Source organism: Aliikangiella maris (assembly GCF_040719265.1).
Taxonomy (GTDB): Bacteria; Pseudomonadota; Gammaproteobacteria; order Enterobacterales; family Kangiellaceae; genus Aliikangiella; species Aliikangiella maris.
Window position 1 is genome coordinate 76,240 of the sequence record NZ_JBFDAH010000010.1, and the last position, 13,107, is coordinate 89,346.

At 37.9% G+C, this 13,107-nt stretch carries 10 protein-coding genes; 2 read left to right on the top strand and 8 right to left on the bottom strand.

The genetic code is table 11. The annotated features are described in order from the left end of the window. Positions 1–293: 293 nt before the first annotated feature. On the top strand, positions 294–2,885 hold the full coding sequence (gene hrpB / locus ABVT42_RS11270) for an ATP-dependent helicase HrpB (protein WP_353895688.1): 2,592 nt from the start codon (positions 294–296) through the stop codon (positions 2,883–2,885). Here hrpB and ABVT42_RS11275 read toward each other — a convergent pair. The 7 genes from ABVT42_RS11275 to ABVT42_RS11305 all read right to left on the bottom strand — a co-directional run bounded on the left by ABVT42_RS11275 (position 2,879) and on the right by ABVT42_RS11305 (position 10,552). Beyond that, positions 2,879–3,997, bottom strand: coding sequence for a hypothetical protein (locus ABVT42_RS11275; RefSeq protein ID WP_353895687.1), 1,119 nt, complete (start codon positions 3,995–3,997; stop codon positions 2,879–2,881). The two genes, hrpB and ABVT42_RS11275, sit on opposite strands and share 7 nt — an antisense overlap. Positions 3,998–4,497: 500 nt before the next feature. Next, positions 4,498–5,355: an N-carbamoylputrescine amidase gene (aguB, locus tag ABVT42_RS11280; protein WP_353895686.1), complete on the bottom strand. Its 858-nt coding sequence runs from the start codon at positions 5,353–5,355 to the stop codon at positions 4,498–4,500. 30 nt (positions 5,356–5,385) lie between these two features. Beyond that, on the bottom strand, positions 5,386–6,423 hold the full coding sequence (locus ABVT42_RS11285) for an agmatine deiminase family protein (RefSeq protein ID WP_353895685.1): 1,038 nt from the start codon (positions 6,421–6,423) through the stop codon (positions 5,386–5,388). A gap of 21 nt (positions 6,424–6,444) precedes the next feature. Continuing rightward, the gene (gene speA / locus ABVT42_RS11290) at positions 6,445–8,394 is read right to left on the bottom strand and encodes a biosynthetic arginine decarboxylase (RefSeq protein ID WP_353895684.1); all 1,950 of its coding nucleotides are present in this window, start codon (positions 8,392–8,394) and stop codon (positions 6,445–6,447) included. 103 nt (positions 8,395–8,497) lie between these two features. After that, complete coding sequence (gene speE / locus ABVT42_RS11295) at positions 8,498–9,355, bottom strand: polyamine aminopropyltransferase (RefSeq protein WP_353895683.1); 858 nt, start codon at positions 9,353–9,355, stop codon at positions 8,498–8,500. A gap of 41 nt (positions 9,356–9,396) precedes the next feature. Beyond that, positions 9,397–9,873, bottom strand: a complete 477-nt coding sequence (gene speD / locus ABVT42_RS11300; RefSeq protein WP_353895682.1) for an adenosylmethionine decarboxylase — start codon at positions 9,871–9,873, stop codon at positions 9,397–9,399. 355 nt (positions 9,874–10,228) lie between these two features. After that, the gene (locus ABVT42_RS11305) at positions 10,229–10,552 is read right to left on the bottom strand and encodes an ArsR/SmtB family transcription factor (protein WP_353895681.1); all 324 of its coding nucleotides are present in this window, start codon (positions 10,550–10,552) and stop codon (positions 10,229–10,231) included. Between the two features lie 396 nt (positions 10,553–10,948). Here ABVT42_RS11305 and ABVT42_RS11310 point away from each other — a divergent pair, with 396 nt between their 5' ends. After that, positions 10,949–12,439, top strand: coding sequence for a hypothetical protein (locus ABVT42_RS11310; RefSeq protein WP_353895680.1), 1,491 nt, complete (start codon positions 10,949–10,951; stop codon positions 12,437–12,439). 35 nt (positions 12,440–12,474) lie between these two features. Here the strand turns inward: ABVT42_RS11310 and ABVT42_RS11315 are convergent, their stop codons facing one another. Beyond that, positions 12,475–13,083 (bottom strand): DNA-J related domain-containing protein, encoded by a 609-nt coding sequence (locus tag ABVT42_RS11315; protein ID WP_353895679.1) that lies wholly within the window; start codon positions 13,081–13,083, stop codon positions 12,475–12,477. Positions 13,084–13,107: the final 24 nt, after the last annotated feature.

Genomic DNA, 13,107 nt, shown 5'->3' on the forward strand with positions numbered 1-13,107 from the left:
GCTTATCTCACAAATTAACGCAAAAATTTATTTTTATAACTTTTTATCGTTAAAACCAATATTTCCTTTGATTTTAAACAACCATTTATAATCCAATAAAAGATAGCAATTCGTCCGCTGATTCACAACGCCAGCCCATCACAATACCAGTCTACACACTCTAAACTATAAGATGATAATTAATTGATTATGTTACAATGGCGAAGAACAAAACTTATATTATTTACATTACTGATTATTATTACTAACTCACGACTCAATTGACACTTTTTAATTAAAAAGCGATTCATCAGGTGATAAATTTTCAATCCATAAAACTGCCAATTGTTTCTCAATTAGCACAAATTAAACAATTACTTCAACAGCATTCTAGCTTAATTTTGCAGGCACAACCCGGGGCAGGTAAAACAACATTAGTCCCCTTAGCTTTGTTAGATTGCATACCAGAAAAACAAAAAATTTTACTACTCGAGCCACGAAGACTGGCAGCAAAAAATGCCGCATATTACATGGCAAAGCTTTTGAACCAAAATGTAGGCGATACTGTTGGCTACCGTATTCGGCACGAATCAAAAGTATCAAACAATACACGTATTGAAGTTATTACCGAGGGTATATTAACTCGAATGCTGCAAACCGATGCAGAGTTACCCAGTGTTGGGTTAATTATTTTTGATGAATTTCATGAGCGCAGTATTCATTCAGATTTAGGGCTTGCCTTTGCCATCGATGTTCAGCAAGCGCTAAGGGATGACTTAAAGTTAATCATTATGTCAGCCACTATTGATACACAATCCATTGCAAAACTACTTAACAATGCCCCCTGCGTTCAAAGTGAAGGGAAGATTTTTCCGGTTGAAATTATTCATCACCCTCCTCCATCACAAACCAGCTGGCAAAGTCATTTGTGTCACACAATCATTCAGATTATTAACAACGATATTAAATTAACCCAGTCAACAACCTTGCGTAGCAGTGAAAACCTGTTAGTCTTTTTACCGGGTGTCGCAGAAATAAAGCAAGTTGAAACGCAGTTAGCTCAGCAAGCGGCTAACCAAACTAATATTCGTGTTACTCCCTTATATGGCAGCTTACCATTTAACGAACAACAAATAGCTATACTTCCAAATGCCAATTATCGCAAAATTATTTTAACAACAAACCTGGCTGAATCAAGTTTGACTATTGAGCAAGTTGATTGTGTGATTGATAGTGGTCTGGTCCGGCAAAGTGTATTTGATCCCAATACGGGGTTTGACCGCTTAGTAACTCAAAAAATATCACAAGCATCGGCCAATCAACGCAGTGGTCGAGCAGGACGCCTCAAAGCAGGAATTTGCTTTCGACTGTGGCATCAACATGAAACATTACGTGCCCAAAGTATACCGGAAATATTACGCACCGATTTAATGTTGCCAGTTTTAGAGTTATCGCATTGGGGTGTAACCGACTTACACCAGCTAGCATTGCTAGATAAACCTGGTGAGGCGAATATAAATCAGGCTCAGTCAATCTTAAGGCAGTTTAATGCACTAGATAACAGCGACAAAATAACCGCTTATGGTATTCAACTTCTAACCTTCGGCGTTCATCCCAGAATTGCTCACTTATTGAGTTGCAGCTTAGCAAATGAGTGTCTCGATATCGCTTGTATTATTGCCGCATTACTTGAAGATAACACGCGAAAAGAAGCAATTAACTTTGCCAATTTACTGATAGATGTTATCGAAAAGCTACACTCCCCCAAAGGACAAGCGATAACTATTTTAAAACATGCTCGTAACCTCTATCAAACAGTAAAAAAGCAGGCACAAACAGCACAAGGAAAATCGCTCTGTCTTGTACGAGCAACCCAACAATTATCACAAGCATCAAGTATATTAGCTTACGCCTTTACCGATAGAATTGCCAAGAAAAGAGGGAATGGCTATCAGCTGGTTAATGGCACCGGCGCACAAATTAGCTCGAGTGAACATTTTAATGCAACATTTATTGTCATTACTCGATTAGGCGGCAGTAGCCAGCCAGCCAAAATATTTCAGGCAATTGAAATCCCTTTACCAGTCCTTGAAAAACAGTTTAGCCATTTATTTAAAACACAAGAAACCGTTATTTGGGATCAAGCAAAGAAACAAGTCGTGTGCGAACAACAATGCTATTTTGGCGCAATTCAATTATCAGTCAAACCACTTTCAAATACCAATCAACACCAGCGGCAAACAGCGCTGCTAGAAGGTATTCGAAACAACGGTATTTCAATACTACCCTGGGATGAGTCGCTTTCACAATGGTGTGCCAGAGCCAATTTGTTTTTCAAATTACAACAGAACAACTTTGATTCTGACAATATATCAACAGATAAAATATTAACCGATGCAATACCGACAGAAAAATCATTCGACTTTACTGAACCCGGATTAATAGCAACATTAGATGACTGGTTAATGCCTTACTTAATTAACATCAAACAGTTATCAGATATTACACCAACGCTGCTATTCAATGCGTTAAAAGCACAACTAACCTGGGAAAAACAACAATCGCTAGATAGACTACTACCAGAAAGAATTACATTGGCAAGCGGCACTCAAGCAAAAATTGATTATACGCAAGGTGAAAAACCCGTTTTAGCGGTCAAGTTACAAGAAATGTTTGGCGAACATCACTCACCCAATATTGCAGATGGGCAAATTTCACTAATCATACATCTATTATCACCAGCACAAAGACCCTTACAAATAACTGAAGACTTGGCAAGCTTTTGGCAAAATAGCTACCAACAAGTTAAAAAAGAAATGAAAGGAAAATATCCTAAACACCCCTGGCCAGATAATCCACTTAAAGCCAAAGCGACAAATAAAACCAAAAAAATGCTTAATCAATAATTCATCCATTGCTGGATATTGGGCCGAAAATAATAGGCAATGCCAACAATAAACAGCAATATTACACTGCAATAAATCATTAAATGTATCTTCACGTTTTTCTTGCGACGCCATTTTTTCTTTTGCTTAATCAAAGAACGTGTCCATTCAAATGGTTTCATAGGCGCCATATTATAAAGTCTTTCAACATAAGTCTGCGTAGTATGTGGTACGGTATGTTGCAATATCCTCGCTAAAATAATAGCCCTGTCAATACAGGTTTGTGGTATTTTTTCTTTATAATATTTTGCAATCTGTGACAACTGATTGGATTCAAATCCGAATGCAACCCACGGAATATCTTTTTGTGTTGAGTACCAGGTTGCTTTAGCAATTTCGGGTATCATTAAACAAAGTAATGTCCGCTCTATATCAGCCTGATTATGACTGACGACAAAGTCAGCTTGTTGAAAAAGCGCTTTAATTCGCGCACTATCAAATGGCTTTAACGCTTTAGAGCGCATCCGAAGTCTATATTGATTAACCAGTTCAAATGGTAGCTCTTGCGCTACATTGCGAAGCCCCCAATAGCTATCAATAATTTTTCCATTTTTTGCACGCGAAGAAAACTCTACCAGCACCAAGCCTACTTGAATAATTTCATCTTGTTCAGTACGTCCTGTATAGGCAACATTAACCGTTAACACTTTGCGAGATTGCTGGAAAAAAGGGATTTTCCTGGGATCAATTCTTGGTTTTACCGTTTGCAGCGTACCAATATGAATATGTTCATCTTGCTCGTCATTTTTGACCAGCGCTAATTCTGGTTTACCAGATCCGGCTGGATAAGTATTTTTGCGTCGATTAAGGTTTTGCTTAATCAGTCGATTAACCTTGTCAATTCTTTCATAAATTGCCACTAAATCTTCGACAGCGTGACTATCAAGACGGGCAAAGCGTTGTAATATAGCAATTTCTTTGTGGTAGGCTTTATAAGCACGATAAAGATCGGCCAGTTGAGTATAGTAATCTGCGCTGACAGTTCCTTCGTTTTTTAGCGCGACTAACTCTGTTGTATCGATGAGTGAAAGTAAACGTTTTTCTGTATTTTTGGTTAAATTAGGTTTATTCATTTTATAATAATTTGTCGTCTTGATTCAGGTACGACAATAATGCATTTTGCTATTATTGTTACTTAGCAAATCCCTACTTTAACTTTTCAACAACATGATCAATATTTTTTGTTGTCCCTCACAATCAAAAATGTAATTGAGCGATTACCCTGAATATACTGATTTAAATTGCACAATAACGCTCTTCATTCTTACCACTTGCGTTTTTGTTGCAACCTCTAATGTTTCATTCTTTTTAAATGATTGACTGGATAAAACCAAAACTGCTTCAATAAGAGTTGGAAATTATAAATTAAGCAAATGTCTGATTTATAATATTTTTATATGATTTATATTTATAAAAATTTGAATTTTAATTTGTATTAAAATTTATTAACCGTTTTTCTAATTTTCAGTAAACAGCCAAGTTTAAAAACGTTGGCTGTTATTAATGGTGTCAACTTAACATTAAGTCAATGTGTTCGTCATTATTTAAAAAAATATTAAATTAGCAAAATCTGTTACAATTTCAAAATACGCTGGTAGTGCTCAGGTCTTCTGTCTCGAAAAAGTCCCCAACTTACACGTTGCTCTGCAATCAAATCTAAATCAAACTGCTGACAAATAACACCACTTTCATTTCGGTCCAGTCGAGTGAGTATCTTACCAAATTGATCACAAATAAATGAACTTCCATAAAAATTAATTTCACAAGTTTGACCGACTTCACATCCTATCCGATTAGAAGCAACAATCGGCACCATATTAGCTGCGCCATGACCACACATAACGGTTTGCCAATGTTCGCATGAATCCCAGTCAGGCGCTTGTGGTTCGCTACCAATTGCAGTTGGATAAAAGATTACTTCAGCACCTTTTAACGCTAAAATTCTTGCAGCTTCTGGAAACCATTGATCCCAACAAATTGCCGCTCCCATGCAACCGTAACGGGTTTGCCAAACTTTAAATCCAGTATCACCGGGAGAAAAATAATATTTTTCCTGATAGCCAGGTCCATCGGGAATGTGGGCCTTTCGATAATTATCCAGAATCGTTCCATCGGCATCTATCATAGCCAGAGAATTAAAATAATTATTTTGGCTTTTCTCAAAATAACTCAAAGGCAATACCACTTCAAATTTTTTTGCAACTTGAGCAAAATGCTTTAATAATGGAGAAGTTTCAAATTCTTCAGCCCAGCTAAAATAACTGGCTAATTGATCTTTACACCAATATTCACCGGCAAAAAGCTCTTGCAACAAAACAACATTAGCACCTTGCTCGGCAGCTCGTTCAACTAAAGACTCGGCTGTCGCAATATTTTCATCACGCAATTTACTGGCTTTAAACTGTGTAGCAGCAACACTAACCATTCTCATGAGAATAACCTTTTTAAAATTGATAAATTTTTAACAATTACCCGGTGCGACAGGTTGCTGCATGGTAATGCAATGAATACCACCGCCACCTACCAGAATTTCATTTGCGTCAATCATATGGATTTTTCGTTCGGGAAATAAATCCACCATCATCTGATAAGCAGAATCATCCTGTTTACAACCAAAAGCAGGCATAATGACAGCGTTATTGATAATATAAAAATTAATATAAGATAGTGGAATTCGCTCTCCCGACTGATATTTGGCTTCAGGCTCAGGAATTTCAACCAAGCTAAGGCCATGCTCATTAATCACTTGTTTATTTAGATGATAAATTTCGGTATTTTCGCCTAGCACCAGTGTTTTTTGAGTTAATATTGTTGATGGATTAACAAAACAGGCAATATTATCAACATGTCCATTGGTATCAACATCACCAACAATTCCTCGTTCTAACCAAATAATCTGCTCAACACCTAATTCCAATTTAAGTTGTTGTTCAATATCTTGCTGGCTTAGTGTTGGATTTCGATTAGGGTGCAACAAGCATTCTTTGGTAGTCAGCAACAGACCATTTCCATTTGAATGTACAGCCCCACCTTCGAGCACCATGTCTACACTCTGACAGGTGACTTTTTCGTATTGCGCAATAAATTGTGCAATTTTTCGATCTTTGTCATGTGGTACAAACTGTTCGCCCCACCCATTAAACAAAAAGTCTTTCGCAATAAGCTGATTGTTTTGGGTCACCCAAATAGGAGATGTATCGCGTGCCCAGCTATCATCCAGTGAACAATTGATTAACTCAATTGCACTACTTAAATATTTTTTAGCCTTAGCTAAGTGCTCAGGTAAAATGAGCATTTTAACCGGTTCATATTCACTGATTTGATTGGCTACCTGGGAAAACACTTTGTGTGCGGTTTCCAGTCCATGCGACCAAATTGCGGTCCGGCACGGAAACATCATCCAGCTACAAGTGTGTGGTTCCCATTCAGCAGGCCAGTGCACACCGCCAGTCTGGTTTGCTTGAATGGCAGTTGTCTCATTGATTGTCATGCATGACATGTGAAAGTCTCTTTATACAGATTAGTCTTCTAAGTAACAGTAGCCATAAATACCTTGACGCAGCTCTGCAAGATATTGACGCTGTAAATGCTGTGGCAGCTCTGTTTGCTTGAGTTGTCTTCGATATGATTCCAACAAGGTTTTGGAATCAATGTCGACATATTCTAATAACTCTTCAACACTAATCCCCTGTTGACTGGCAACGCGCACAAGTTCTCCTTGCTCATTTAAAGCTAAGTCAACCGTATGGGTGTCCCCAAATAAATTATGCATATCGCCCAAAATTTCTTGATAAGCGCCGACTAAAAACAAACCTAACAAATAATCATCGCCAATTTGATAGGAGGGTAAATCAATTGTCGGCGTTACTCCTTGAGCGTTTACATATTGCTTAATTCGTCCATCACTGTCACAAGTAATATCTTGTAAAATTACCGCTTCACCTGGTACGGTATCCAAGTTTTGCAATGGCATAATTGGAAAGACCTGCTCAATTGCCCAGGCATCTGGTAATGATTGAAACACTGAAAAATTGACAAAGTACTGACTCGCCAGTCGCCGTTGCAGCTTATCAAGAATTTCTTCGTGCGTTTGTATTTCTGGATTTAACCGATCTTTAACAGTAAATAAAATTTGTCGCTGTAAAACTTCGGCTTGTGCTCTTTCGGTAATACTGATGATGCCGTGGTTAAACACTTCCTGAGCCTGTTTCAATAAATAGTCAGCACTATGATAGTTTTCGATCAGTTGATGATTATCATCTGCTTCTTGTGCATCGACCAGATTTTGCCATAAGCTTTGAATAATTGGATGACAATCTTCATCAGGTTCTAGTGTTGTTATGGTCTGCCGCATCGGCTTTTCTACATCGATAACATTAGCCACCAACACAGCATGATGTGCAGTAAGAGCTCGCCCAGACTCAGTAATAATCGAAGGATGTGGAATCTGATTTTCTTCAGCCATTTCAAAAAACGCATTGACCACATTATTCGCATATTCAGCAAAAGTATAGTTTACTGAACAGTGGCTCTGACTTTGTGTCCCTTCATAGTCAATGCCCAACCCACCGCCAACATCAACGGTGTTAACTGGTACGCCCATCTTGCGCAACTCGGCATAAAAACGCGCGCATTCATGCAACCCGTTTTGAATATCACGTATTGCAGTTAATTGTGATCCCAAATGAAAATGCAATAATTGAAAAATATCCAGTTGCCCAACATCTGTTAAGCGCTGTACTAAAGCAAGCACCTGACTGGCAGATAAACCAAATTTAGAATGCTCACCTCCTGAATCCTGCCATTTGCTTTCGCCTTTAGTTGCCAGTTTTACTCGCACACCAATGCGTGGTTTAACTTGCATTTGCTCTGCTTCTTTGAGTAACAACTCAAGCTCAGACATTTTTTCGATTACGATAAAAACTTTATGACCAAGTTGTGATGCAATAAGTGCTGCGCGCAGATACTCACGATCTTTATACCCATTGCACACTATCGTTGAATTAGTACTTTCTGAAAATGCCAGTACGGCCATTAATTCTGGCTTACTTCCGGCTTCAAGCCCCACTTGTGGTTTTTCCAGTATCTGATTGGTATTAATCAAGCCTTCAATAACATTGCGTTGTTGATTAACTTTCACCGGATAACAAACCGTGTAATCGCCTTGATATTCGAACTGACTGATTGCACGATTAAAGGCCTGACAAAGCACCTTAACCTGGTGACGCAAAATGTCAGGAAAACGTAAAAGCACCGGCATTTGAAAGCCTTTTTCACGCATAGCCTGGCAGACTTGATTTAGTTCAAATGTTTTCTCTGGTTGTTCAGGATCGGGACGCACGACCAACATACCCTGTTCATTCAGATCAAAATATTGATTGCTCCAATAAGCAAGATTATAGTATTGACGCGCTTGTTCAATATTCCAGGCGTCAGGCTCATTAAGATATTCATGGATACGTTTAATCAACGACGCCCCTCCCAAATAAAATAATCAGAATTTGGTGTACCGAATAGATACCAACTTAAAAAGTCAGTTAACAATTTTGATCTTTCTCAGCCGCGTTATTAAATTAAGCGGCTGGATTTAAAGTATTAACAACATACTGCGGCAGCGCAAATGCGGCTACATGTATTGCTGGATTATAATACCGAGTAGTAAAGCCAGCTTCTTGATAACGCTGGGCGATAATATCTTGAGGTAAATGGCGTAGTTCAGAGTTATCTGTTCCCCAAGCCAGAGTCATTACCCCACCAACATAAGTTGGTACTGCTGCCGCAAAAAACCAGCGATCAGCAAAAATATTCTCAAATCGATTGTAAGTCGTCAACAGCTCATCCGGTTGCATATAGCAAACACCATTTTGTGTTGCCAACACACCACCATCAGTTAATGCATTTTTACAACCTAGATAAAAACGTGATGTAAACAGTACTTCACCAGGGCCTTCCGGATCAGTACTATCAGAAATAATAACATCAAATTTTTCCTGATTGTTCACTACAAAGTCAACGCCATCGGCAATTACAAGATTAACACGAGGATCCTCGAAGGCTCCTGCAGAGTGGTCAGGAAAATACTTAACACACATGTCGATAACAGCTGAATCAATTTCAACCATTGTCACATGTTCTATCTGCGGGTGGCGTAATACCTCACGCAATATTCCACCGTCTCCACCACCAATAATTAAAACACGCTTGGCGTGACCATGGGCAAATAACGGAACATGTGTCAGCATTTCATGATAGACAAATTCATCTTTTTGAGTCGTTTGCACGACACCATCCAGCGCCATGATACGCCCAAATTGAGAATTTTCGAATATAATCAAATGCTGGTGATCGGTACGATTTTCAAATAACACTTCATCGATCAAAAAACTCTGACCATAACTACGGTAAAGTGTTTCAAGAAATCTTTTAGCCATGAATAAGCCCCCTCAATTTAAATAGCACGAATAATAACATCTTATTCGCTGATATTCTCACCGCGGAGGATCTCACGCACATCAATACGCGAAGGCAAAAATGCCTGGCGCAATATTTCCGTCGCTTTATGTGGCTCGGCATCACCACACATAAAGACATCAAACGCCGCATAATCAGCCTCAGGCCAGGTATGCACGCTTATATGCGATTCAGCTAGTACAGCAACGCCAGAAATTCCACCATTTGGGGTAAAATGGTGCATATGAATATGCAACAAAGTTGCCCCGCATTCCTTAACAGAATCTCTAAATGCCTTTTCCATGACCTGCAAATCATCTAACTTTGAGGCCCCCCAAAGATCGATAATTATATGTGTACCAGCAAATACTTTGCCATCACGGCGTATGAAATGATCGTTTCGCTCATCGTTCTCGTTGACATTAACATACTCAGGCCAACGAGTTTCTGTTGCGACTGTAGGATCAATCTCAGAGTTATAGTCGAAGCCTTCAGACACTTCAGTATCTCCCATAAACAAAGGATTAAAAGTTTTCTGGCGAACGAAACGTGTTCAAATTAAACCAGACCTATCAGCCGGACTGCCCCAAGGTTACGATTTCAGACGCATTATTAACAACTTTAAATGTGTCATAAATCGTCCAAACAATGAACAGCCAACAATTTTTTGGAGAGAGCTTTATACGCGATTTTGGCCAAATAGCAAGTAAAATCTCACTCGAAAGAATAAATAACCTCAAACATCCAAATATTTCTAATCAATATGGCCAGATTATTGAAATTTATGGACAAATCAAACAAATTAGTGTGTAGATTTAACGTAAAAAATGAACAATTATTTCTCGACTGTTAACTTAACGACAAGCGTTATTCGAGCAACATTCTTCCATTAAAAAACCAATCACTTCTTGTAAAACTTCAAACTGTGGGAAGCAATGCAACTCCCGACTTTCTCGAACCTGCTTAACCAAACCCACTTTAACTAATTTTGCTATATGATGAGACAAAGTGGAAGCTGGAATATTTAATTCCTGCTGAATTTTTCCAACGGTCGTCCCTTCCAGTCCAAAAGATACTAAATATTTAAAAATGGCCAATCGAGTTGGATGTCCTAACTCAGCGATACGCCCCGCAACGATTTCCAAAGAAAGATCAGACTCATTAGCTGCATTTGACATCAAAGAAACTCCACTTACATTAACCCAGTTATATTAACCCAATTATATTAACCCAGTAGTATTAACCTGTCGCATTAACTCAGTTGTACTGATCAGTCGGCACAACATAGACAACCGACAACCGCTCAAATAGTCCCCGTTAATAATCGAAACAGGATTGACAATTCGATAATACTAGAAATATAATATTTCGACTATTCTGGAAATATAGTACTTTAACAGCAACAATACTTTTTGTTTAACTTTATCATTATATAAATTAAGCGAGCGGCTTGCTCAGACAAATACTAAAAATTGAAACCAGCAAAATCAACAACTGGTATTTCATGTGAAAGTAAACGAAGAAAAGGCAAACGAAGAAATAACGATGAATAAATCAAAGGTTTAACACTCGCAATGAAACCAAACCTCAATAACCAACTAATCGACGGCCAGGATGGCAAATCTTTTCAAATTACACCCGCACCAGGTGATACAACTTGGCATGAACAAGGCTTCAATCTACCGCAATTAATTCATCATCAACAACAGTTTTTACTTGGGGTGCACTCATCATATGATCAATTTACGCCTTGTAAAATCAGTCTCACACCATGGCAAATTACCCAACAACAGTTCAATGATGCACTAGTGAGTGCCAAATTACTCAGCCGTATTTTTTACAAATTGAGTCAAATGCCTGAGTTAATGCTTTCCATGTTGCAAGATTACAAGGTAACGGACACAACACAATCTTTGGCCCCTCATCAATTACCTAAAAATCTGTTAAGTCATTTTAAACATTATTTACACTCACAAGTGAATAATAGGAGAAAACCGATTAAAGCTATACCCGTTAATCTCAGTCGGCAGGATTTACTTTATGATCAAGATGGTCATTGGAAACTTGTTGAAAGCAACTCGATAGCTGCTGGTATGGGACCATTTAGTGAAGTTCTCAGTAACTTGCTTGAGAGCCAATCTTCAATGCGCTTTAATAAGTTTGCGCCGAATCCAGCAATTTATCAGCAAGCAGCAACTATTTTTAATGCGGCTAAGAAAAACGCCTTACTTAATCAACCTGTCATCGTTTTTTTAATCGCGGCAGATGAAGATAATATTTACGACCAGAATTATTTAATCAATCAGATTAGCCTGATGGGTGCGATTGTTAAGCGTTTGACATTGATTCAATTGAAACAACAAATAAAGTCAAAAAATAATCGACTATATTTATCATCGGGTGAAACTATTGACTGTATATATTATCGAACCGGTTATAATTATAAGGATTATATTTTTACTGATGACGCTGTTCATTCAAGTTCAGCTCACTCGATCGATGAGTTAATGTCATTCAGACAATGGATAGAACAACATCAAATCTGTAGTATTCCAACAATCAATCATCAAGTGGCCACATCAAAATGGATACAAATGAAGCTGAGCCAGCTTTCTATACAAGAAATAAAAATCAACTTTGAATTGTCACAACAAGAAAGTGAAAACGTCAAGCAAACTTTAGCCAATAATTATCAAATTATCAGCCATCAGCAACAGATAGTAGAAGCACTAAAAGAAAGATGTTGGATCCTGAAAAGTCAGCATGAAGGTGGCAATAGCGTGTACGATATAAGCACACCTCTGCCCACTTTAGACTTGCAGCATGAAAAATATCTATTGATGCAAAAAATCAACTCAGTGATTCGTCAAGAAGAAATTCATTTATTAACAGCCAATACAATACAGTCGACTCATTCAGTGATATCGGAGTTAGGTATTTTTACGGTTGGGAATGACCACCATTATGGCGGTTATTTGCTGCGCTCTAAACCGGCTAATCAACTCCAATGTGGAGTGCACAGCGCTGGCGGTTTTTTAGACACACTGGTTATAGCAGATAAATAAAAGCTCGATAGATGCATATTGTTTATCTCTTTGAGTTAATGCACAATTAATTTTAATTGTTTAAAAGCGGTTTTAATTTGAATAAATGTTTTACTATCACCGCCTTTATCGGGATGATGAATTTGCGCTAATTCGTTATAACGCTTTTTCAGTTTCTCTGGTGTCAATGAAGCAACCTTATCTAATCCTAACGTTTGCAAAGCTTCCGACTGTTGATTAAATGCCAAATACTTTTCCCAAAACTGACTTTGTAATTTAACGATTTGTTCATCCGACAAATATAAATTCTGTGGATTGAGATAATAAGCCTGTAAAAAGTCTGGCTCAGCCAAATCAGTTGTTGAGCAACCAGCTTTACTAATTTGAATTAGCAAGGCAGAAATTTGTAAGTGATAACCATCATGACTCAGTTGAGATTTTAATGAATACAAACGATTAAATAAGTAAAAATGTTTACGATACAGTCCGGTTGCATTGCCCAATGACACAAAAAAGTCGGGTAAATTTTTATCAATAAACCTTAGTAAATCATACTCTTTAATTGGCTCAACCTGTATAGATAAGTATTCTAAAACAGGTTTTAAGTCCGGTTCAATTTTGTCAAAAATCTTTTCACGATTTAACTGTCGAATTAAATAATTCATTCATAACCTTTTTGGTTGGCCCAT